Source organism: Proteus terrae subsp. cibarius (genome assembly GCF_011045835.1).
Classification (GTDB): domain Bacteria; phylum Pseudomonadota; class Gammaproteobacteria; order Enterobacterales; family Enterobacteriaceae; genus Proteus; species Proteus cibarius.
Genome location: NZ_CP047349.1, coordinates 714115 through 738745, shown reverse-complemented (window position 1 = coordinate 738745; position 24631 = coordinate 714115). Strand labels below are relative to the sequence as shown.

The 24631-nt window shown below is 38.0% G+C and carries 21 protein-coding genes and 1 other RNA gene; 6 read left to right on the top strand and 16 right to left on the bottom strand.

What is annotated here, in order from left to right; translation table 11 throughout:
• Positions 1-132: 132 nt before the first annotated feature.
• Positions 133-495 carry an Hha toxicity modulator TomB gene (tomB, locus tag GTH25_RS03410; protein ID WP_075671965.1) on the top strand — a complete coding sequence of 121 codons (363 nt, stop codon included), beginning with the start codon at positions 133-135 and terminating at the stop codon, positions 493-495.
• Positions 496-540: 45 nt separating this feature from the next.
• Positions 541-744 carry a hemolysin expression-modulating protein Hha gene (locus tag GTH25_RS03405; RefSeq protein WP_006535062.1) on the top strand — a complete coding sequence of 68 codons (204 nt, stop codon included), beginning with the start codon at positions 541-543 and terminating at the stop codon, positions 742-744.
• A gap of 391 nt (positions 745-1135) precedes the next feature.
• Here GTH25_RS03405 and ffs read toward each other — a convergent pair.
• Positions 1136-1232, bottom strand: an RNA gene (gene ffs / locus GTH25_RS03400) — signal recognition particle sRNA small type.
• A 325-nt stretch (positions 1233-1557) separates the two neighbouring features.
• On the opposite strand from ffs, the gene tesB reads away from it, so the two are divergent.
• Entirely contained in the window at positions 1558-2433 is an 876-nt protein-coding gene (tesB, locus tag GTH25_RS03395) for an acyl-CoA thioesterase II (RefSeq protein WP_075671967.1), read from the top strand.
• Positions 2434-2475: 42 nt separating this feature from the next.
• On the opposite strand, the gene amtB is transcribed toward tesB, so the two are convergent.
• The 5 genes from amtB to GTH25_RS03370 all read right to left on the bottom strand — a co-directional run bounded on the left by amtB (position 2476) and on the right by GTH25_RS03370 (position 8400).
• Positions 2476-3768 (bottom strand): ammonium transporter AmtB, encoded by a 1293-nt coding sequence (gene amtB, locus GTH25_RS03390; protein WP_075671969.1) that lies wholly within the window; start codon positions 3766-3768, stop codon positions 2476-2478.
• Between the two features lie 12 nt (positions 3769-3780).
• Complete coding sequence (glnK, locus tag GTH25_RS03385; RefSeq protein ID WP_075671971.1) at positions 3781-4119, bottom strand: P-II family nitrogen regulator; 339 nt, start codon at positions 4117-4119, stop codon at positions 3781-3783.
• A 242-nt stretch (positions 4120-4361) separates the two neighbouring features.
• Positions 4362-6149: a SmdB family multidrug efflux ABC transporter permease/ATP-binding protein gene (locus tag GTH25_RS03380; protein ID WP_075671973.1), complete on the bottom strand. Its 1788-nt coding sequence runs from the start codon at positions 6147-6149 to the stop codon at positions 4362-4364.
• A complete protein-coding gene (locus tag GTH25_RS03375) occupies positions 6136-7881 on the bottom strand; it encodes a SmdA family multidrug ABC transporter permease/ATP-binding protein (RefSeq protein ID WP_164530327.1) in 1746 nt (581 codons plus the stop codon). The genes GTH25_RS03380 and GTH25_RS03375 overlap by 14 nt, the downstream gene beginning before the upstream one ends.
• A gap of 57 nt (positions 7882-7938) precedes the next feature.
• Entirely contained in the window at positions 7939-8400 is a 462-nt protein-coding gene (locus tag GTH25_RS03370) for an Lrp/AsnC family transcriptional regulator (RefSeq protein ID WP_036911686.1), read from the bottom strand.
• A gap of 158 nt (positions 8401-8558) precedes the next feature.
• On the opposite strand from GTH25_RS03370, the gene queC reads away from it, so the two are divergent.
• Positions 8559-9257, top strand: a complete 699-nt coding sequence (queC, locus tag GTH25_RS03365; protein ID WP_075671977.1) for a 7-cyano-7-deazaguanine synthase QueC — start codon at positions 8559-8561, stop codon at positions 9255-9257.
• Between the two features lie 149 nt (positions 9258-9406).
• Here queC and GTH25_RS03360 read toward each other — a convergent pair whose 3' ends face one another.
• From GTH25_RS03360 to bolA, 9 genes are all read right to left on the bottom strand, one after another.
• Positions 9407-9811 (bottom strand): acyl-CoA thioesterase, encoded by a 405-nt coding sequence (locus tag GTH25_RS03360; RefSeq protein WP_023580858.1) that lies wholly within the window; start codon positions 9809-9811, stop codon positions 9407-9409.
• A gap of 249 nt (positions 9812-10060) precedes the next feature.
• A complete protein-coding gene (locus GTH25_RS03355) occupies positions 10061-10432 on the bottom strand; it encodes a ComEA family DNA-binding protein (RefSeq protein WP_223672525.1) in 372 nt (123 codons plus the stop codon).
• A 289-nt stretch (positions 10433-10721) separates the two neighbouring features.
• Positions 10722-12599 (bottom strand): peptidylprolyl isomerase, encoded by a 1878-nt coding sequence (gene ppiD / locus GTH25_RS03350; RefSeq protein WP_156733048.1) that lies wholly within the window; start codon positions 12597-12599, stop codon positions 10722-10724.
• A gap of 476 nt (positions 12600-13075) precedes the next feature.
• Positions 13076-13351, bottom strand: coding sequence for a nucleoid-associated protein HU-beta (gene hupB / locus GTH25_RS03345; protein WP_036911695.1), 276 nt, complete (start codon positions 13349-13351; stop codon positions 13076-13078).
• Between the two features lie 214 nt (positions 13352-13565).
• Positions 13566-15926: an endopeptidase La gene (gene lon / locus GTH25_RS03340; protein WP_075671981.1), complete on the bottom strand. Its 2361-nt coding sequence runs from the start codon at positions 15924-15926 to the stop codon at positions 13566-13568.
• 259 nt (positions 15927-16185) lie between these two features.
• On the bottom strand, positions 16186-17457 hold the full coding sequence (gene clpX / locus GTH25_RS03335) for an ATP-dependent protease ATP-binding subunit ClpX (RefSeq protein WP_075671983.1): 1272 nt from the start codon (positions 17455-17457) through the stop codon (positions 16186-16188).
• 142 nt (positions 17458-17599) lie between these two features.
• Positions 17600-18223, bottom strand: coding sequence for an ATP-dependent Clp endopeptidase proteolytic subunit ClpP (gene clpP / locus GTH25_RS03330; RefSeq protein ID WP_004245088.1), 624 nt, complete (start codon positions 18221-18223; stop codon positions 17600-17602).
• Between the two features lie 257 nt (positions 18224-18480).
• Entirely contained in the window at positions 18481-19785 is a 1305-nt protein-coding gene (gene tig, locus GTH25_RS03325; protein ID WP_023580863.1) for a trigger factor, read from the bottom strand.
• Positions 19786-20106: 321 nt separating this feature from the next.
• Positions 20107-20421 carry a transcriptional regulator BolA gene (gene bolA / locus GTH25_RS03320; protein ID WP_075671985.1) on the bottom strand — a complete coding sequence of 105 codons (315 nt, stop codon included), beginning with the start codon at positions 20419-20421 and terminating at the stop codon, positions 20107-20109.
• Between the two features lie 340 nt (positions 20422-20761).
• Between bolA and GTH25_RS03315 the strand changes: the two genes are divergently transcribed.
• Positions 20762-21340, top strand: coding sequence for a YajG family lipoprotein (locus GTH25_RS03315; RefSeq protein WP_156733047.1), 579 nt, complete (start codon positions 20762-20764; stop codon positions 21338-21340).
• A gap of 56 nt (positions 21341-21396) precedes the next feature.
• Positions 21397-22917 (top strand): muropeptide MFS transporter AmpG, encoded by a 1521-nt coding sequence (gene ampG / locus GTH25_RS03310; RefSeq protein WP_075671989.1) that lies wholly within the window; start codon positions 21397-21399, stop codon positions 22915-22917.
• A 76-nt stretch (positions 22918-22993) separates the two neighbouring features.
• Here the strand turns inward: ampG and dbpA are convergent, their stop codons facing one another.
• Positions 22994-24379 (bottom strand): ATP-dependent RNA helicase DbpA, encoded by a 1386-nt coding sequence (dbpA, locus tag GTH25_RS03305; RefSeq protein WP_164530326.1) that lies wholly within the window; start codon positions 24377-24379, stop codon positions 22994-22996.
• Between the last annotated feature and the right edge of the window lie 252 nt (positions 24380-24631).

Here is a 24631-nt window from a genome sequence, read left to right as displayed (position 1 = left end):
AACACCCATTTTCAAGTTTATATTTTTTATTAATCCATTAATGAATTATGTGATGTTTCTCGTTAATAAGTTCAATTTTAAGCATTTATCATTATTAATGAATATTTTCTATTAATTCAATTACGATATGTTATGGACGAATATTCACCAGAAAAAGTAGATTTAGCTGAATTGTCATTTTTATGTGAAGAGCTATTGCAGCAAGCTTTAGGCTCATTAGATAAAGGTAGTACAGTTTGGCACAACGATCTGAGTAGCACAAAAAGCGTTGACCTTAATGTCCTAATTGAACACATTATGGACTTTAGTTGGAAATTTAAGATTAAATACCCAGATAAACATGTCATTAATACTCTTATAGAAGAGTACCTTGAAGAGACTTATCGTTTATTTGGTAATACATCAATTTCTTACTCAGATATCAATAATTGGAAAGAGTTAAACTTGTCACTTTTAACTCTCATTGCCAAAAACCCAAAAAGTTATATTAAGTAAATTTAATTATCTTTAGTTTTATTTTAATAATAGAGAAAAGACAACATGACTAAGACAGACTATCTAATGCGTTTAAGAAAATGTACTTCAATCGAAACATTAGAACGTGTGATTGAAAAAAACAAATATGAACTCTCTGATGATGAACTGGAGCTGTTTTATTCAGCCGCAGACCACCGTTTAGCAGAACTCACAATGAATAAGCTATATGATAAAATTCCAGCGTCTGTTTGGAAATTTGTTAGATAATCTAGTTCTATTTAATTGCCTTAGTTTTATTTTTGCTATTTTTATTTTTTATAGTAGTAGGGTTATTATTTCTTAATTTAGATATCGTTTTATTCGCGTTTGCTTGTCAGTAGAATGATTACACACCATCATGCCGTTGCCTTATTACGGCATGACCGCACTGCTTTACCCAAATATTCCTTCCATTTATAAACACTACCGTAAATCTTCCAATAATAAATTGATACATTAAGCATACTATTTTCCATTCAATAATATTGACTCTCAAACCGAAAGAAAACAGCGTTCAAAAACACGTATAGAGAGTTAAAATATAAAGAGAAACGAATAATCTTAGGAAATAGTAATTATGAGGGATTAGAAATTATGAAGGACTAGAAATTGGGTGGGGCCTTGCCAGCGACATCCCGGCACACGCGACACCTGCCATGGCTGCTTCCTTCCGGACCTGACCGAGTTAACAAGTTAGCGTTGCGGGAGAACCAACAAGGCCCCATAGATTGTCTTATTGCTAAGACGATACGCATTATGTTTTAAACTGACTTAAATAGCAAGGAAAGCAAACCTAAGTGATGATTAATTACCCAAATATGCACTCACTGATTATTCAATTGCCTTTAACGCTCTTTTTGCCTCTCATAAACTCATCAGAGAGTATTCAATAAGCTGATAAATAATAATCTCCATCAACTCTGTGCATTTATCATTAGGTTGCGATCTAAGAGAAAAAAGGGAGATTATTTTTTTATCTTCTTAGGATTGTATATAATCAACTTTATAAAAAATAACCAGATCTAATGATACAGGTACACTATGAGTCAAGCATTGAAAGATCTCATCAATTTGATGGCACTTGAAAAAATAGAAGAGGGTCTATTTAGAGGTCAAAGCGAAGATTTAGGATTACCTCAAGTTTTTGGTGGGCAAGTAGTAGGACAAGCACTATACGCTGCAAAACAGACAATTGCTGATAACCGTTATATCAACTCATTTCATAGCTACTTTTTACGTCCTGGTGATAGCCATAAGCCTATCGTTTATGATGTGGAGTTTATCCGTGATGGTGGTTCATTTAGCACTCGTAGAGTCAGTGCGATCCAGCATGGTAAGCCTATTTTCTATATGACGGTTTCTTTTCAAGAATTTGAAGAAGGTTTTGAACATCAAGATGCAATGCCTAATGTTCCTTTTCCAAATGAACTTATTTCACAACATGAGATTTTAAAGAAATTAGCACCTAAATTACCTGAGCCGATTAAATCTTTAGCACTACGAGAAACACCTTTTGAGGCGCGTCCAGTGCAATATTTTAGCCCTTTTGGCTACTCTAAAGCGCCTGCTGAACGTTATGTTTGGTATCGTAGTCGTGGTGAAATGCCATCTGATCCTTTCTTGCATCAATACTTACTTGGCTATGTCTCTGATTTTGACTTTTTACCAACCGCTCTCCAACCTTATGGTTTAGGCTTTATGGATACAAACCTGCAAGTTGCTACCATTGACCATTCGATGTGGTTTCATCGTCCATTCCGTGTAGATGATTGGTTGCTTTATGTGATTGAAAGCCCTTCAGCATCAGGCGGTAGAGGATTTGTGAGAGGTAAATTCTTTAATACAAACGGTCAGCTAGTGGCGTCTTCTGTTCAAGAAGGGGTGATTCGCCAAAAACGTACTAAACATTCAAAATAATATCTTGGCATATTCCCCCCTCAAAAGAGGGGGAATAGACAATTACTGCTGATAAGCTCTTTCACCATGAGTTGTTAAATCTAATCCATCATGCTCTTCCTCTTCAGAAACGCGTAACCCCACCAGCTTATCTGCGATTTTAAAACTAATATAAGCAACAGCACCAGACCAAATTACCGTGATCACAACACTGATTAATTGAATTAAAACCTGTTTATTCAGTGTCATACCATCGCTATACCCTACACCACCTAAAAATGAAGCTGTAAATATCCCAGTTAATAGGCAACCTGCAATACCGCAAGTACCATGAATACCAAAAACATCACAAACATCATCGGCTTTTAACCAGCGTTTTAAAACAACAACCCCCCAAAGCCCAATAATTCCTCCCATTACACCAATAAATAAAGCGCCCATCACGCCAACAGTGCCAGCAGCTGGCGTAATCGCCACTAACCCTGCAATACAACCTGAACAACCACCTAACATAGAGGGCTTACCTCTGGTTATCCATTCTGATGCAGTCCAAGAAAGTACGGCTCCCGCAGTTGCAACTATCGTATTTAAAAACGCTAAAGCCGCAATCGCATTTGCACTGCCAGCAGAGCCTGCATTAAAACCGAACCAACCGATATAAAGTACAGCCGTACCTGTAAAAACCATGGGTAAATTATGAGGTTTAAGCGCTATATGCTGACTATCACGTCGTTTACCAAGTAAGTAAGCACCAACAAGAGCTGCAATAGCAGCATTAATATGTACGACGGTTCCCCCAGCAAAATCTAATGCACCATCATCGATTAACCAACCACCTTCTCCCCATACCATATGAGCAATAGGGATATAAGAAAAAGAGAACCAAATAATCGTAAAAATAAGCAATGCAGAAAAACGAATGCGCTCTCCTAATGCTCCAACAATTAATGCAACAGTGATAACCGCAAACGATCCTTGAAAAGCAACATGCACGTACTGATTAATTGAACCAGAGAGTGAATCCAGTGATACGTTATTCAAAAAAGTAAGTGACCACCCACCCCAGACTTTATTGCCCACAGTAAAAGCCAAACTGTAGCCAAAAGTTATCCAAAGAATGACCACAACACTAAAGATCATCATCACTTGTGTGATCAAAGAAAGTACGTTTTTACTTCTTAGTAATCCTCCATAAAATAAGGCGATACCAGGTATAGTCATAAAGAAAACCAAAACAGTACATATCAACATAAAACCATTATCGGCTTTATCAACAGTCACTGTTTCAGTTGCAAATACAGATGAAGAAAAGTGTGTAAGCACTAACATTAATAGCAAAGAAAGTAAGCGTTTCATCGAATATCTCCTTTAAAGAGCTTCATCACCAGATTCACCGGTACGAATACGGATTGCCTGCAATAATTCCAAAACAAAAATTTTTCCATCTCCTACTTTTCCTGTATCCGTCGCTTGCATAATCACTTGCATAACAGGCTCAAGTTGTTCATCACAAATAGCGAGTTCTATTTTTACTTTGGGAAGAAAATTAATTTCGTATTCTGCTCCTCTATATAACTCTGCATGTCCTTTCTGTCGCCCATATCCCTTTACTTCGCTAATTGTCATTCCCTTTATGCCTAACTCAGAGAGTGACTCTCGTACTTCTTCTAATTTAAATGGCTTAATAATGGCGATGATATATTTCATATAAACCTCGTCGATATTTGAAAGAGCAAAGCCTATATAGCAAAGCAAAAGATATGCCACTATTTAATTGATTGATATTTATAAGAAAATAAATATTTAAAACTATTAAAGTGAAAAGGTTCACCGAATTGGTGCAAAAATATGACGGCTATTTTGCTCAAAGCAAGATAATCGGGAAATAAAAAAGGGCACATACATAAAAATGATGTGCCCTTTAAAATTATATTTTTTATTTAAGGTTATTATTCTACTTCAATAGGATCTTGTTCTTGTAAAGACTCTCTGACTTGCTGTAATTGATACATATTATAGTATCGGCCTTTTTGTGAGAGTAACTTAGTATGACCGCCCTGCTCGACAATTGCACCACGATGAAGCACCACAATTTCATTGGCTTCAATAATAGTGGAAAGTCGGTGAGCAATAACAATCAGTGTCGTTTTTTCTCTAACCACTTTTAACGCTTTTTGTATGGCTTGTTCTGTTCCTGAATCAATATTTGCTGTTGCCTCATCCAGAATAAGAATACGAGGAGGTATTAATAGTACACGAGCCAATGCAAGTAACTGCTTTTGTCCAGCAGATAAGCGACTACCTTGCTCACCAAGTTCTGTTTGTAGCCCTTCAGGTAAGGCTTTAGCCCACTGATCAAGTTGTACTGTCTCTAGTACCTGCCATAAATGTAACTCATCACATTCACGCCCTAATGTAATATTGTCATGCAGTGAGCCAGATAATAAAACAGGATCTTGCTGCACCATCGCAATACCACTGCGTAATGCGGCGTGAGAGTACGCTTCTAACGGTTGATTATCTAAAAAGATACTCCCTTTTTGCCAAGGGTAATTTCCCATTAATAAACTAGCTAAAGTACTCTTGCCACTTCCTGTGTGCCCAACGAATGCGACAAAATGACGAGCAGGAATAGTTAAATTGATATCTTTTAATACCCATTGCTCATCACGATACGCAAACCAAAGAGAGTTAACGTCAATATTACCTTGGGTGATGGTGTGTGATGATGAACCGTAGCGCTGCAAAGGAGCATCCATTAGTTCAAAAACACGCTCACCAGAGACAACCGCCTGTTGTAAAATCGACTGCTGAGATGTCAGGGTGATCAAAGGTTCATTTAATCGACCTAAATAACTAATAAATGCATAAATAACCCCAACACCAATAACAGCACTGCCTTGATACCCAAACAGCATTAATAAACCACACAGAACCAACGCAGAGAGCATACTTAGTAAAGGACGTAATAACAGGCCATCAAGTTTTAACGCTTTCATACGTGCTTGGTAATGTTGCCAGCTGTCATCTGACATTCTTTCACCAAATCGAGCTTGTTGCCTAAATTGCTGAATAACTGACATGCCATTGATGACTTCATGGAAACCATCATTTATATTGGCAAGAAAATGACGTACATTACGAACTATCGGCGTACTCAGTCGCTGATAAAGCATCATTACACCAATAACTGCTGGGAAGATTGTCATCGCGATTAATGCCATTTGCCATTCTAATAAGAACATGGCGATCAGCATTACAACCACTAAAGCAATTGCTCGGAATAATGTTGGTAACACGTTCACAAACAAATCTTTAATCGTCTCAGTGTCATTTGTTACACGAGAAATTAATTGCCCTACAGGCTGATTATCAAAAGCACTTAATGGCTGTTTTAGTGCCGCACTCATTACATCAGTGCGTAATTGTTGTACAACCCCAACTGCCGCATGATTAAACACAATAGCTTGATAATAGTGAAGTGTGGCAGCGATCACCTGTAAAAGGATGAAAGCTAACGCCAGGCCTAATGATGACATTAACTCCACATTATTTGTGGCAACTTTTGCATCAATAAAATAACCAACAATTAATGGGCCCCCCACTTCTGCAATGGCAGCTACCCACAACATAATGACACCCCATGCCATAGGCTTGCGATAGTTTTTACCATAAGTCAAAAGACGCTTTAATGCAGGTAATAGCGCTTTAACGGATTTATTTTTATTCATCGTCATCTAGCGCGGCCTCTAATTGCTGATAATGGTACATATCTTGATACCAACCCGGTATTGAAATTAATTGCTGATGTGTACCTTGCTCTATAATCTCACCCTGTTTTAGAACTAAAATATTAGTAGCACCAACTAATGCAGATAAGCGATGAGCGCTAATAATTAACGTTCTGTCTTTTCGCCATTGCGACAAGTTTTGCAAAATTTGATATTCAGTCTGTCCATCAACAGCGGATAGAGCGTCATCTAATAATAAAATTTCAGCATCCAATAATAGTGCTCGAGCAATAGAAATACGCTGTTTTTGTCCACCAGATAACATCACGCCCTTTTCACCGACTTGTGTTTGATATCCTTCCGGTAAGCGTAAAATATCCTCATGAATATTTGCCAGTTTCGCAACAGACTCTATTTCTTCTTTTGTCGCATCAGGATGCCCTAAGGCAATATTTCCCGCGATGGTATCTGAAAATAGGAAAGGTGTTTGATTAACAACGGCCAATCGTGCTCGCCATTCATCAAGTTTCAATTGATAAATAGGTATAGATTGAAAACAAATCTCACCTTCAGTCACATCATAAAGTCGTTGAATAACAGCAAGTAATGTACTTTTTCCACTTCCAGTCATTCCACAAACACCCAACATTTCACCGGGTGATAATGTGAAATGAACATTTTTCAGTGTTTCTGTTGTTTGTTCGGGATATTGGAAACGTTTGATATCAACAGATAACACACCTCGACCTTGCTTTGGTGATAATTCACCATCAACCATATCGAGTTTTTCATCCAATAAACTATTAATCCGGCTATAAGCAGCACTACCACGCTCAACAATATTGAACATCCATGCTAATGCCAGCATTGGCCAGATCATTTGACCTAAATACATTACAAAGCTGGTTAGTTCACCCAATGTCATTTTGCCATTAATAACAAAATAGCTACCTCCGGCCACAGCGAGTAAATTAGCAAAACCAATAGCCATGAAAATAGTAGGATCAAATAGCGCATCAATTCGTGCAACACGCATATTTTGACGTCCAGTTTCTTTTGCAACATCATCAAAACGAGAGGCATGCTGTTGCTCTAGCCCGAATGATTTGATCATGCGAATACTACTCAGGCTTTCTTGTGCTTGATTATTGAGTGAAGAGAAAAATGCCTGTGCGGTTTTAAAGCGGCTGTGTAGTTTATCGCCATATCGCTTAATTAAAATTGCCATGATTGGCATAGGTAATAATGAAATTAGTGTTAGTTCCCAACTTAACTGAATACTCATCATGACAAGCACAGCAAGCCCCATAACCATAGAATCCACTAAGGTCAATACACCTTCGCCCGCTGCAAAAACGACTTTATCAACATCATTGGTGGTACGTGCGATTAAATCACCTGTACGATAGCGGTGATAAAATGAAGAGGATTGCTGGTTAAGTTGTTGGTAAATTTGCATCCGCAGTTTCACTGCGAGTTGATAAGATGCACCAAATAACCAAAGACGCCAAAAATAACGTAAAAGGTAAACTGCGAGGGCAATTAATACCATCACACCAATCCAATTCATCACTTGGCTAAATGTCAGACTATGGTTATCGACACCATCCACAATGATCCCTACAATCTTCGGGGGGATCACCTGTAATACTGCGATAACCATCAATAAGAAAATGGCACCTACATAACGACGCCATTCACTGAGGAAATACCAACTGAGCTGTGAAAATAGAGCCACGCCTTAAATCCTAAGGTTATACAAAAAAATAAAAGTGCCAGTTGGTAAAGATGAATCTTATTCAGGTATCGGCATTGCCGTTGTGTATTTAATTTTTTCCATTGCGAAGTTAGAAGTCACATCAATAAGACCCGGTACGCCATTAACCATACGCTTATAAAATAGGTCGTAACTTTTCATGTCTACTACTTCAACATGCATTAGATAATCACACTCACCCGCCATTCGATAGAATGTCAGTACTTCTGGCATTTGCTTAACAAATGAAACAAACTGTTCGTACCATTCGCTATTATGTTGCTGTGTTCTAATCATAACAATAACTGTTAAACCTAGCCCGATTTTTTCACTATCAAGCAGGGCAACACGCTTACGAATATACCCTTCATCCTCTAGTCTTTTCAATCGTTTCCAGCAAGGTGTTGAGGTTAGGTTAACAGCCTCAGCCAAAGTATTCAGTGAGAGGCTTGAATCTTCCTGTAACAGCGCTAATAGTTTACGGTCAATCTTATCTAACATAGATACTCCTTCAAAATATGCCCCTACAAAAAATAATGATAACCTGCCCCTTACTATAAGAGTAATCATCTAATGATAAATCGGTAATAAATTGCCATAATATATGTACTTTTATGCGTACTAATCCTTATAGAAATTCAATATTCAGGAGTATTCTGATGAAAAAAACGGTCGTTGTCTTTAGTGGTGGACAAGATTCGACAACCTGCCTTATTCAAGCATTAGAAAAGTACGATGAAGTACATTGCATTACGTTTAATTATGGTCAACGCCATAAAGAAGAAATTGAGGTAGCACAAAAAGTTAGTCAATTACTGGGAGCAACTGCGCATAAAGTTTTAGATGTAAGTTTACTCAATGAACTCGCTATCAGTAGCCTAACTCGCGACAATATTCCTGTTCCTGATTTCAAAGAAAGTGAAGAAAGTGATATTCCAAGTACCTTCGTACCGGGTAGAAATATCCTTTTCCTTACTTTAGCTGCAATTTACGCTTATCAAATTGGTGCAGAGAGTGTCATCACCGGTGTTTGTGAGACTGATTTCTCTGGTTACCCTGATTGTCGTGATGAATTTGTAAAAGCACTGAATCATGCTGTCAGCTTAGGTATTGCACGTGATATTAAATTTATCACACCATTAATGTGGTTAGATAAAGCTGAAACTTGGGCCCTTGCTGATTACTATAAGAAGTTAGATTTCGTTCGTCATGAAACTTTAACTTGCTATAACGGTATTCAAGGTGATGGCTGTGGTGAATGTGCAGCCTGCCATTTAAGACAACGCGGATTAAGCACTTACTTAGCCGATAAAACATCAATTATGCAGGCAATGAAACAGAAAGTGGGCCTTAAATAATCATCATAATTACTTTGCTTATTATCATGACTCCCCGCCGTTCTATTTGCTTATGCAGTGATAATTCATCAAACATTATCACTGCATTAAATCATATTTGATTAGGCTAATAACATTGACTGAGAGATCTCTAATACTCTCTTTGTGTATTAGGATGATTGACGTACATACTCAAGCTTCTCTCTTAACTGATCTGTTAATGTCAGGGCTTTTTTAGTGTTAATATCTACAAGAACAAATGTGATTAATGCATCAGAGATAAGTGCGCCGTCTTTTTTTCTCACGATCTTCTGAGAAAGTACGCCACTTTTAATCCCCACTTCAGCAACATCACAATCAATCAGTAACTCATCACCTAAACTTGCAGGTAAGCGATAATTAATATTGATATTAGCAACCACTAACGCCAAGCCATTGCGCTTAAACCAATCAAAATCTAAATGTTGCTCAATCCAATCCCACCGGGCTTGCTCTAAAAACTCAAGATAACGTGCATTATTCACATGTTCAAAAACATCTAAATGGAAGCCATAAACTTTAATTAATGTACTCATATCAATTTATTACCTCTTGATTATTCTAATAAACTTTTTATAAAGTTTTTTTGCGATACCATAAATATAGCCAAGAAAATAAGTTTAGTAATTTCTGATATAGATTTATTTCGTTCTCTTTCAGAACAAAAAAACGCTAAGAAAATGTGTTTCTCTTATCAAAAAAATCAAAGAGAAACACGGGGATTTTCAATTAATATTCACGTTTCTGTTGTCACTTATACTCAACATCGTATAAGAATGAACACCTTAATTAATAACGATAAAATCACGATTTTGATCAACCAACTTCATACCAATTCCAAAAACTTTTTCAAGTTCATCAACAGTGGTAAAACGCCCTAGCTGCTCGCGATAATCAATAATGGCTTGCGCTTTCGCTTTTCCTATTCCTTTTAATCCCATTAGCTCATCTACTGTTGCCGTATTTAAATTAACTTTACCTTCTGTGTTGGCTTTATTTTCTTTAGCATCACGATCAACTGAGGTGTGAGTTTCGATTGAAACCGTTGGTGTTGAAGCCGGGGCTTCCTCTGCATAAGAGAGAGGAGAAAGACCTAATCCCAAAGCAAGGCAAATAGAGGCCATAAAACCTGACAACATTTTTTTATCCATCTTCATAATCATAATTTCCTTTTACTCAATAATTTCAAATTCGATGACATACAGAGATTTCTGAATGCAGAAGAAGAATGCCAATATATTGATCAATCAGCAATTACATAAAAATAAAACCACGAGAAATCACGAAAAATAAAAATGAATAAAAAAAGTATTACAAAAAATTATCGGGCTTGCTCTCAAACATGAGTTTTTTGAGAGGCGGAGTTATTATTTAAATTCTCAAGGATAGCTACCATAAAAAAACCCAGCTTTATGCTGGGTTTTCAATGTAATAATTCAAAATTGATTATTGATAATCTTTATCAAAAATTTCAATTTTAGCGTTATCTTTTAGATCACGTAACATGAGTTGTAACGCTTCTTCGCCCATCTGAGCACGATAGAGATTAGTCATAAACTCTAGTTGTTCAGATGTTGGTTTGCCATCTGTTACGCTGTCTAATTGAATGAGGACGACTTTGGTACCAGGCACATTAGTCATACCATACTCTTTTTTACCTTCAGCAGGTTTTGGCATAGAGAAAATAGCAGTTTGTACTACATCTGTTGCAGATGAGTGAACAATGCTTTCTTCACTACCAAACGAAATATTAGCAGCTTTCAGTGCTTCTTCGCCTTTGCCTTCTTTCAATGCAGCTAAAAGTTTTTGAGCCTGTGCATTCATTGCTTGTGATGCTTTTTGCTGTTTAACCAGCATAACAACTTGATCACGTACTTTATCTAATGGTTGGCTTGCTGAAGGCTTATAACCTTCTACACGCACGATAAATGCGCTGTCATTACCTAACGTCACCATATCTGAATTCATGCCTGTTGGGCCATTTTCATCCACTAATGAACCACCAAAAATTAACTGGGTGAGTTTTTCATTATTTAATGGTGCAGGAACTGTGTTTTCATCAAACCAATCAGTATTAACAACAGTTACATTGCCCGCTTTAGCGGCAGGCGCTAATGTGTCGTTATCGTTAGACGCAGCTTGGCTCACTTTTTGTTGTAATGCGAAGAAATCATCAATTGCTTTATTTTCACGCATTTTTGCCAGTAAATCTGTTTTCACTTCATCAAATGGTTTTACAACAGATTGTTTAACATCATCAAGGCGGAAAATTGCGTAACCATTGCTGATTTTAACAGGCTCAGAAATTTGGCCCTTTTCTGTCAAACTTGCATTAGCCAGCTCGGGTAATTCTTGTCCGATAGTTATCCAACCTAAAGAACCATTTTGTTTTTTAGAGAAACTATCAATAGATTTTTCTTTCACTAACGAAACAAAATCAGCGCCTTTTTTCAGCTCTTCTTCTGCCGCTTTAGCTGCCGCTTCGTCTGCTAATACTAAGATGCTGTATTGTTTTTGTCCTGTAGCTGTGAATTCATCAATATTACTATCATAGTAAGCCTTCGCTTCTTCATCAGTAATGTTGATGTTATTAAAATCTTTTTGAGCATTTAATTGGATATAACTAATTTTAAATTGCTCTGGCGCGATGAACATTTGGTTATTTTGCTCATAGAACGCTTTCACTTCTTCATCAGATGCCGTTTCTTTTTCAAGGAATGGCTGAATATCTAATGATGCTAAACGTACATTACGGCTTTGTAGCATTAAGCCTGCAAATTCTTTAACTTCGCTATCTAAGGCAAAATCTGTACCTTGAATAGAAAATTTTAATTGCTGATTGATAAGGTTTTGACGAATACCTTCTGCAAAGGCGTCAGCATCAATATTATTGCCTCTCAATAAATCGACATATTTTTTATTGTCAAATTTGCCGTCAGTTTGAAAGTAAGGAAGTGCAAAAATAGCATCTCTAATTTGCTGATCACCGGCTGAAATACCCAGATTTTGTGCAAATTGATCAAGTAATGCTTGGTTGATCAGCATATCAAGCGCTTGTTGGCGAATAAGTTTCTGACCGTCTTCCGATGAAGCAAGAGCAGCAAAATTTTCACCCATATCTTGTTGTAATTGAGCACGACGTTGCTGATAAGTTTGCTCTAATTGAGAACGGCTAATTTTATATCCGTTAACTTCAGCAGCATCATTAACGCCTGAACTAAAGAGATATCCGCCCACACCAGTTAGGACGAAGGAAAGGATGATCACAGCTAATAATATCTTTATAAATGGATTATTAGCAGTGGAACGAATGTTGTCCATCATAACGAGACGAGGCTCCGTTTGGTGAAATAAAAATTATTTTTATGGGTGTTACACGACTATTTTGAGCACAGCGAAAAGATAATATGCCCATGCTGGCTTAATATCAAAATGTCGCGACACGCGACAATCATTAAAAACAGCCATTCCCGTATTAATGCGCAGTCTTAACACGCACTTTCTATAACTAAGAAAAAACTAAACAGCATTATTTGATTCATTGATTACGATAACCATTTAACTCATCACTGAATCATTCATTGTTGTCTATTTCAGTTATAGAACGACGGATCATTCTATCAAATGACTACTTCAGTTTCACGTCTTATCGCCAGAGAATACAAGGTTTAATCGTGATTTATAACCTAAAAAAAGAAAAGCGCATCTCAAAAAGATGCGCTTCATTTTTTAATTGAGTCGTTTTCTGTTTATCCATAACGTTAAACTAATAACAAATTGGCAGAAAATAAGTTCAACTATTATTGATTAACTGCGTCTTTTAAGCCTTTACCTGCACGGAATGCAGGAACTTTTGCAGCTTCAATTTGGATTTCTTTACCTGTTTGTGGGTTACGGCCTGTACGAGCTGCACGATCACGTACAGTGAAAGTACCGAAACCTACTAATGCTACATCATCACCTTTTTGTAAAGATTCAGTGATAGAAGCAACCAGAGCATCTACAACACGACCTGCTGCCGCTTTTGAGATATCTGCATTTGCAGCAATTTTGTCGATCAGTTGAGTTTTATTCACGCTTTCATCCCCATAATTTTATGCGTTATTCTTCACCATTAATGGCAAATTTTGCAAACGTCGTTATATCAAGCCTTTTTAGATATAGCAAGACCGATAAAACAGCATTTTTAATTAAAATCCCAATTAAATTAGCGACACAAAAAAAGGCTGGCAAGCTTTTATTACTTATCCAGCCTTTTTTTTAGCTATAATTTATGACTAACATCACTCTTTAGTGTGATTTATCAGTCACAACTTCCATGCCAAACGGTGAGTTTTGCAGGGCTAGCGATAAAACTTCCTCAATTGTTTTCACCGGGTGAATATCCAGATCAGCAACAATATTTTCAGGAATTTCTTCTAAATCACGTTTATTTTCATCTGGGATAAGAACTGTCTTAATTCCACCACGATGTGCGGCAAGTAACTTTTCTTTCAGTCCGCCAATTGGCAGTACTTGCCCACGTAACGTAATTTCACCCGTCATTGCAACATCCGAACGTACAGGGTTACCTGTTAGGCTTGATACCAGCGCAGTACACATTGCGATACCTGCACTTGGACCATCTTTTGGTGTTGCACCTTCAGGAACGTGTACGTGCATATCACGTTTTTCATAGAAATCGCCATTAATACCAAGTTTATCAGCACGAGCGCGAACCACTGTCATTGCCGCTTGAATAGACTCTTGCATCACTTCACCTAAAGAGCCAGTGAATGTTAGCTTGCCTTTACCCGGTACACTTGCTGTTTCAATGGTCAGTAGATCACCACCAACTTCTGTCCATGCAAGTCCTGTTACCATACCCACTCGGTTTTCAGTATCAGCACGACCATAGTCAACTTTACGAACACCTAAGTAGTCTTTGAGATTATCTTCGTTAATCTCAATATGTTTGATTGTGCTATCCATTAACAGTTGTTTTACTGCTTTACGGCATAATTTAGAAATTTCACGTTCTAAACTACGTACACCAGCTTCACGTGTGTAATAACGAATAATGCCCATAATTGCGCTGTCATGGATTGTCAGCTCACTTGGTTTTAACGCATTACGTTCAATCTGTTTTGGTAACAAATGTTGCTTAGCAATATTCAGTTTTTCATCTTCGGTATAACCAGATAAACGAATAACTTCCATACGATCTAACAACGGTGCGGGTATATTCATGGAGTTAGATGTTGCCACGAACATAACATCGGACAGATCGTAATCAACTTCCAGATAGTGGTCGTTAAATGCGATATTTTGTTCTGGATCTAACACCTCTAACAGTGCAGAAGCCGGATCACCTCGCATATCTGATGACATCTTATCAATTTCATCTAACAGGAAAAGTGGGTTTTTGACGCCAACTTTCGCCATTTTCTGAATTAATTTGCCCGGCATAGAACCGATATAAGTACGACGGTGACCGCGGATTTCAGCTTCATCACGTACACCACCTAACGCCATACGAACATATTTACGTCCTGTTGCTTTAGCAATAGATTGCCCCAGTGAGGTTTTACCTACACCTGGAGGTCCTACCAAGCACAGGATTGGCCCTTTAATTTTGCTAACACGAGATTGTACCGCGAGATATTCAAGGATACGCTCTTTAACGCGCTCTAAGCCATAATGGTCAGTATCAAGAACTTCTTGTGCTTTCACTAAGTCTTTTTTAACTTTGCTACGGCTATTCCAAGGAACTTGAACCATCCAATCAATATAACTACGTACAACCGTGGCTTCTGCTGACATTGGCGACATCATTTTTAATTTCTGAAGTTCCGCTTCTGTCTTCTCTTTTGCCTCTTTTGGCATTTTTGCAGCGTCGATTTTACGTTTCAGCGATTCCATTTCATCAGGTGCATCATCCATCTCACCTAATTCTTTTTGAATCGCTTTCATTTGTTCGTTGAGATAATACTCACGCTGACTCTTTTCCATCTGCTTTTTAACGCGGTTACGAATGCGTTTTTCAACTTGTAGCAGATCGATTTCTGATTCCATCATCGCCATTAAATACTCAAGGCGTTCTGTAACGTCAGACATTTCAAGTACAGCTTGCTTATCTTTTAATTTCAGCGGCATATGAGAAGCAATGGTGTCTGCTAATTTCGCTGATTCTTCGATAGCATGTAATGAGGTTAATACCTCTGGCGGAATTTTTTTATTCAGTTTGATATAACCTTCAAACTGATTAATCGTTGTACGATTTAAGACTTCCTGTTCGCGCTCATCAACTGCTGGCGTTTCAAGGTATTCTGCTTTCGCCTGAAAGTATTCACCATTATCAGATAACGTCGTAATTTTGGCACGACGAATACCTTCAACAAGTACTTTCACTGTTCCATCAGGCAGTTTTAGCATCTGTAAAACAGAAGCAACTGTACCAACAGAAAAAAGATCATTAACACCTGGTTCGTCAGTAGATGCATCTTTCTGCGCAACCAGCATAATTTGTTTGTTGTCGTTCATCGCAGCTTCTAAGCAATGAATGGATTTTTCACGACCAACGAACAACGGGATCACCATATGCGGATATACAACGACATCACGTAATGGCAATACAGGTATTTCAATACGTTCTGGACGCTCAGGATTCATAGAGCTCTCTCTTCGTTTTTAGCTTAACGCTTTTACAGGTAATTTTATTCGCATGTTACCAAATAAAATTAATTCCACGGATTGTCAAAATATATAAGGGCACTTTTCTGACATTCAATAGCATTACCCATTAAAAAAACAAAATGAGGGAAAATTCCCTCATTTTTATTGCGTTGGCGCGCTTTATCTTAAATTTCTCTCTTATTTTGAGAGAAAACTAGATAATGTCAGACAAGAGACATTGCCAAATTACGATGCATTATTCACCTGAGGCCTGATTTTCTGGCTGGCTATAAATAACCAGTGGCTCAGATTTTCCATTAATAACGCCTTCATCAATGACCACTTTTTCTGCATTTTCAAATGAAGGAAGGTCATACATCGTATCAAGTAATGCTGCTTCAACAATTGAACGTAAACCACGAGCACCTGTTTTACGTACCATAGCTTTTTTCGCAATTGCAGTCAGCGCTTCCTTACGGAATTCTAAATCCACACCTTCTAATTTAAATAATGCCTGATATTGCTTAGTCAGTGCATTTTTAGGTTCTTGTAAGATTTGGATTAATGCTTCTTCGTTTAACTCGCCTAGCGTTGCAACAACAGGTAAACGACCAATAAATTCAGGGATAAGACCAAATTTAATCAGATCTTCTGGCTCAACTTGGGCTAATAATTCACCTTCGCTAGCTTTCTCATTTTGGCTTTTAACTTCTGCGCCAAAACCAATACCTGAATGTGTATTTAAACGCTGTGCAACAACTTTATCGAGCCCTGCAAATGCACCACCACAGATAAAGAGGATCTTAGAAGTATCTACTTGTAAAAACTCTTGTTGTGGGTGCTTACGTCCACCTTGAGGAGGAACAGAAGCCACTGTGCCTTCAACTAATTTCAATAATGCTTGCTGTACACCTTCACCAGACACATCACGAGTGATTGATGGGTTTTCAGATTTACGAGTGATCTTGTCAATTTCATCAATATAAACAATACCACGTTGTGCTTTTTGCACATCGTAATCGCATTTTTGTAGCAGTTTTTGAATGATGTTTTCAACATCTTCACCCACATAACCCGCTTCTGTCAGCGTTGTGGCATCTGCCATAGTAAAAGGAACATCAAGGTAGCGTGCTAATGTCTCTGCTAATAACGTTTTACCGCTACCAGTAGGGCCAATCAGCAAAATATTACTTTTCCCTAGCTCAACACCATTGGCCTTATCGCCATTACGCAGACGCTTATAGTGGTTATAAACGGCAACAGCCAAAACTTTTTTAGCCAATTCCTGACCGATAACATAGTCATCAAGGTGCTTACGGATTTCATGTGGCGTTGGCAATTCACTGCGTTCATGATGAGGTGCCAGTTCTTTTATTTCCTCACGAATGATATCAACACAAAGATCAACACATTCATCACAGATATAAACCGACGGACCAGCGATCAATTTTTTTACTTCATGCTGGCTTTTACCGCAGAAAGAGCAATACAGAAGCTTCCCGGAGCTATCTTTGCGCTTATCTGTCATCAGTCAACCTCACTTAGTTATTCCTCTTATCGTTTATAAGAAGAAGAAAGTCTTTTTACATAAATATTGATGGCCGCTTCCTTTGCATTATTGATCAACAAAGGAAACGTATTAATTCAGTTGCTATTACAACGTACAATGATTAGCTACGTTGAGTATAGACTTTATCCACTAATCCGTATTCTAACGCTTCGTTAGCGGATAAGAAACGATCACGCTCAGTGTCTCTTTCTATTTCTTCAATAGATTTACCTGTATGTTGAGCCATTAGCTCATTCATACGGGATTTTACTTTCAAAATTTCTTGAGCATGAATTTGAATATCTGTTGCTTGACCTTGGTAACCACCTAACGGTTGGTGGATCATCACACGAGAGTTAGGTAAGCAAATACGTTTACCTTTCGCACCAGCAGATAGTAAGAAAGCGCCCATTGAACACGCTTGACCCATACAAATTGTACTAACATCTGCTTTGATATACTGCATGGTGTCATAGATAGACATACCCGCAGTAATTACACCACCTGGTGAGTTGATATACAGGTTGATGTCTTTCTCTGGGTTTTCTGCTTCTAAAAATAGCATTTGAGCAACGATAAGATTAGCCATGTGATCTTCAACTTGGCCAGTCAGGAAAATAATACGTTCTTTTAATAAACGTGAGTAAATGTCGTAAGAACGCTCTCCTCGCGAAGTTTGCTCTATAACCATCGGCACCAGAGCCATATTAGGTGCGAATTGTTCCTGTGTGTCGTTAAATGACATGTCTGTCTCCTATTGCATTCTTATTGGTGCCAATGACAACAATTTTACTTGAGATAATTGATCATGACCATTTCTAATGATCTAATCTCTCACAAGACATTCAAGGCGCCTCGCGAGGAGTGATAAAGAGAATATAGAATTATCTGGAGATAATCGCTCAAATTTCAAGGCAAAATTTGATAAATATATACAAACTGAAAAAAACCCGTGGTAAAAACCACGGGTTTTTGCTTAAAACCGATATTCGCGGTTAAGAATTAACCCATTTGAACTTCGTTCATCAGTTCAGTGAAGTTAGTTTCTTTTTCAGTTACTTTAGCATTTGCTAAGATTTTTTCTACCGCTTGCTCTTCTAACGCAAGATTACGGATGTTGTTCATCAGTTGTTCATTCTTGTTGTAGAACTCAACAACTTCTGATGGATCTTCGTAAGCTGAAGCCATTTCGTCGATCAGTGCATTAACACGATCGTCTTCTGCTTTCAGTTCATTACTATTGATCACTTCACCTAACAGTAATCCAACGATTACACGACGTTTAGCTTGTTCTTCGAACAATTCACGTGGTAATTGCAGAGCTTGTTTCTCGTCGCCACCAAAACGTTGAGCAGCTTGACGTTGCAGAACTTCGATTTCGCTGTCAACAGCGGCTGCTGGTACGTCAACTTCGTTTGCTTTAACTAAGCCATCAATAACTTGTGATTTAACACGAGTACGGATTGCATTTTTCAGTTCACGTTCCATGTTTTTACGTACTTCAGCACGTAAACCATCAACAGAACCATCAGCAATACCAAAACGCTTGATGAACTCTTCAGTTAATTCTGGCAGTTCACGCTCTTCAACTTTTTTCAGGTTGATAGCGAATTGTGCTTTTTTACCTTTCAGGTTCTCAGCGTGGTAATCTTCTGGGAAAGTCACATCAATTGTGAATTCTTCTCCAGCTTTATGACCAATAACGCCTTCTTCGAAACCTGGGATCATACGACCTTGACCCATTGCCAGTACGAAATCTTCAGCTTTTCCGCCTTCAAATTCTTCACCGTCAATAGAACCGTTGAAATCAACAGTTACGCGATCTTCTGCTGCAACTTCGCCGTCTTTGTCTTTCCACTCTGCTTGTTGCTTACGCAGTGTTTCTAACATGTTATCAACGTCTTCGTCTTTAACAGTAACAACAGGTTTTACAACTTCAATGCTTTCCAGATCTTTCAGTTCGATTTCTGGGAAAACTTCGAATTCTACAGAGTAAACAAAGTCTTCACCTTCTTTGTATTGCTCTGGTTTGTAGTCAGGTGCGCCAACTGGGTTTACTTTGTTTTCGATAATAGCGTTAATGAAATTACGCTGCATCAGGTCACCCAGAACATCATTCAGTACTGACATACCATAACGCTGTTTAACCATTGACATTGGAACGTGACCTTTACGGAAACCATCAATGCGAACAGTTTTAGCAGCTTTTTTCAGTTCACTGTCTACAGCAGTTTGGATATCAGCGGCTGGTACGGTGATTGTGACACGACGCCCTAGGCCTTGAGTCGTTTCAACAGAAACTTGCATCTTGTTACCTCAAAATAAGTTTTAGTGCTCGGTCTACTTTAAAGGAAACTAACATGATATTGACATGTTTAGGTTTATTTTCCTTTCAGAACCGGGGCCGCCACATTTAAAAAAACGAGGATCCCTGATATCAGAAGCATCCCGAAACCTTACTGAAAATTAGACGCGACATTATAACGATCTAGAGGGGTTGAGTCGAGAAAGAGCCGTTTTATTCCTCAATTTTTTCATAAAATCGAGCAACTCGCCCCTTTTTTCCTCTATAAAGAACAAAAAATACGCATCTTAGGATCTATTTACTCACGATTAACGATAAGGTTGTTAATCTTCTTGGCTTCCGCCACGACACCCAGGAGAGCGTAATGCTTTATCCTGTTGTTCATTCCATTCGCTCAAAGTAAATGTGTGTAATGCTAATGCATGAACACCATTTTCCATTTCATGAGCTAATGTTTGGTACACATCACGATGGCGCGAAACACTACGTTTTTCATTAAAATCATCACTAACGATAATGACTTTAAAGTGGCTTTCAGAGCCTTCGGGCACATTATGGCGATGGCTTTCGTTTATTACTTGTAAAAAATGCGGTGAAAAGCGTGAAATCAGCTTATTCTCAATATCATCACGGATCATCTCTGCCCCTAATACTCTAGCCTTTATACCATGGCGAATAAAAAATAAGTCAACCAGACTATATTGATTTAGTCTTTATCAATACGAAATGATGAGCTTATTCTTTTTAATTTTGCTGATGATAATCGCTTATTTTTCATCTTGAGTAAAACTATTGACCGAATATTGTCAAATACATGAGTAAAAACGAGAGTAATTTGAAATAAAATCAATTGATAAAATCAGATAATTTCGTTCGCTAAGGGGATATTAGCAACCTATCAGCAGTGGTATGATAGGCTAAAGTTTGAAGCCTATTCTACTTGTTAACACAACAGACATATTTAACCGAGATTACCTCATGATTAAAAATTTACTCTGTGCTGTTTTTGCATTAACTCTGCTTTCAGGTTGTGCAACTCCTAGTAACAAATTATCTATTGAGCCTGTGATGTCAGTTCCTGCCGCGGATCCAACAATGCGCCCTATTTCACTGAACATTTCAAGCCAAGACAAACGTGCATCAAAAAACTTAGCGGAAATCAACCGTAACGGTAAATTAGAAGCCCTTGTTCCAACTCGTGATATTGCATTTTTAATGCAAGAAGTTTTACAAAAACAAATGACAGCCCGTGGTTTTATGATAGGTTCCCCGGCTTCTGCTGATGTGATTATTGTTATCAATAAACTCAATGCAGATGTAGGTGAAGGAAGTGTTCGTCATAATATCAGTGCAAAAGCGGATATTTCAATTATCGTCACCTTACCGAATGGCAGTTCTAATACCAAAACATTCCGTACTAGCTACAATGTTCAAGGTCCATTTGGTGCAACTAATGAGAAAATTGCCGCTGCGATTAACAATGTCTTAAGTGAACTCGTTAACGATATGGCAAAAGACGCTTCAGTCAGTCAATTTATCAAATCTAACGCCCGTTAATTTTATTAGAATAAACGACCTGTTGTTTCAAACAGGTCGTTGAAAGGAATTTTTGCATGGTTCAGCCCGCCTTCAAACAAACCACTTGGTATAAATCATTTATTCTTCTATTACTTGGCTTTACTTCTGGATTACCTCTGGCGTTAACCGCGGGTACATTACAAGCATGGATGACAGTAGAAGATATCGATTTAAAAACCATTGGTTTTTTCTCATTGGTGGGACAAGCCTATGTTTTTAAATTCCTTTGGTCACCTTTTATGGATCGCTATACCCCTTCTTTTCTTGGCCGTCGCCGAGGATGGATGTTGCTCACTCAAATAGGGTTAGTGATTGGTATTGCAGGGATGGGATTTCTAAATCCTAATGAGCATTTATGGTGGCTTGCTTCTCTAGCAGTCATCGTTGCCTTTTGTTCTGCTTCACAAGACATTGTTTTTGATGCCTATAAAACAGATATATTAAAAGCAGATGAGCGTGGTACTGGTGCTGCCGTTTCTGTATTAGGCTATCGCATAGCAATGCTTGTTTCAGGAGGAATGGCGCTTTGGTTAGCTGATAAATATATTGGCTGGCAAAACATGTACTGGTTAATGGCTGCCTTAATGGGGATTGGTATTATCGCCACATTACTTGCTCAAGAGCCAGAAACCGCCGTAAAGCCACCACGTACACTCTATGAAGCTGTTATTGAGCCTTTATATGAATTCTTCTCTCGCAATAATGCTTGGCTAATTTTACTGCTTATTGTGCTGTATAAAATGGGTGATGCCTTTGCCCTAAGTTTAAGTACCACCTTTCTTATTCGCGGTGCTGGATTTGATGCCGGTGAAGTAGGATTAGTGAATAAAACACTTGGACTTGCAGCCACTATTGTTGGGGCATTACTAGGTGGCTTATTAATGCGCCGTTGGAGTTTATTTAAAGCGCTGATGATTTTTGGTATTTTGCAAGGTGGTTCAAATATTGGTTATTGGTATTTAGCTGTTTCTGAGCAAAGTATTTATAGCATGGGTGCGGTAGTTGCATTTGAAAATATTTGTGGGGGAATGGGAACAGCTGCGTTTGTTGCCCTCTTAATGACTCTTTGTCATCTTTCCTTTTCAGCAACACAATTTGCGTTACTCTCAGCTCTCTCTGCCATTGGTCGTGTTTATGTAGGCCCCGTTGCAGGCTGGTATGTTGAAAGCCACGGTTGGGAAGCATTTTATCTTTTTTCTATTATTGCTGCTGTACCTGGTCTTATCTTGTTGTTAATTTCGAAAAATACACTTATTTATACACAAAAAACAGGTGAATTCCTTAGAAGAACTTTATTTATTAAACAGTACCGTTTTGCTATTTATGGTTTGATGCTGACTGTTTTCTTCTTTATTTGTAGTTTAATTCTTGTTATTACAAATTCACTACCGACTTTAGAAATATTCCAATCTGTTGATTTTATTCAGTCAATAGATACTAATAGATTAAGTTCTTGGGCTTCAACACTCTTTTTATACGGTGTTATTATTGGTGCGATAAGCCTTGTCTTTGGCACAATCTTAGATTATTTAGCCCTTAAGAAAACAACATATTAATTTTATTACCCTCTTAAAATATGCACCATAAAAAAGGACAGCTTAAGCTGTCCTTTTGCATTCTTGTAAAGAGAATTTATCTAAACAATCTTACTTTTACCGCTTTACCTTTGATTTTACCTTTGATTTTACCTTGTTGTAGCTGTTTCCAAACTTGTTTGGCGATAGATTGTTTTACGGCAACGTAAGCATGTGTTGGGTTAATCATAATTTTACCAATGTCGGCACCATTGAAACCCATATCGCCCGTTAATGCGCCTAAAATATCACCCGGACGCATTTTGGCTTTTTTACCACCATCAATACATAATGTTGCCATTGTTGCTTCAAGAGGCGTAATTTGTAGCCCAGTTGGTACTGGTAACCAATTTATCTTCATATGAAGCATCTCTTCTAGCGCATTAGCTCGCTGAATTTCTTCTGGTGCGCAAAAGCTAATAGCCAATCCACTTTCGCCCGCTCTAGCTGTACGACCGATCCGGTGAACATGCACTTCAGGATCCCACGATAATTCGTAGTTAATCACCATTTCTAACGCTTTAATATCTAGTCCTCGAGCAGCAACATCTGTTGCTACTAATACACGACAACTCCCATTAGCAAAGCGAATAAGCGTTTGGTCACGCTCTCTTTGTTCCATATCGCCGTGTAAAGCAAGTACACTTTGGTTGCTTTCTGTCAGTGTTTCATACACATCTTGACAATCTCGTTTCGTGTTACAAAACACCACACAAGAAGCTGGTTGCTCACGACTTAAAAGTTTTTGCAGTAATCCTATTTTTCCATGACGAGATATTTCATAAAACTGCTGTTCAACCGCCGGAAGTTCATCAACAGAGTTTATCTCAATAGTGACTGGATTTTTCTGGATTTTACGGCTAATTGCTGCGATCTCATTTGGCCAAGTTGCAGAAAAGAGCAATGTTTGACGTGCGGTTGGTATACGAGAAATAATGTCGTTGATATCATCAAAAAATCCCATATCCAACATTCTGTCTGCTTCATCCAATACCAATGTTTTCACATCATCTAAAGTAACAGTCTCTTTTCTTATGTGATCAAGTAATCTACCCGGCGTTGCAACAATAATATGTGCAGCATGAATTAATGAATCACGCTGGATGCTAAATGGAACACCACCACACAGTGTCAGTACTTTGATATTGGGAAGATAACGAGCAAGGCGACGTAATTCATTTGCAACTTGATCAGCAAGTTCTCGCGTTGGGCATAAAATAAGTGATTGGGTATTAAATTGTTTTGCATCAATATGTTGCAAAACACCCAAACCAAAAGCAGCTGTTTTACCACTACCTGTTTTTGCTTGAGCTCGAACGTCTTTTCCTTCAAGAATGGCGGGCAAAGCAGCTTCTTGAACTGGAGTCATAGTGAGATAACCCAATTCATTAAGGTTAGCGAGTTGTTCAGTAGGAAGTGCGTTAAGTTCAGCAAATGAGGTCACAATGAAAATTCCAAGTAAGATAAAAACGAATATGGGTTAATGATACTATCCCTTTATTCCCGTGTCGTGAGGTATTTTTACGCTGTTCATATTACTTTTTCATCTAAGAGCCATTTTCTATCATTATCTCCTTAAATTTCCTCTTCTTATCAAAAACTCCTTTTTTATTTTTGCTATTAATTCAAAAAATAAAATAAAAAAATACAAAATTTCTCATTTTTTAAACTAATATCAAAATTCTAGAAATAGATC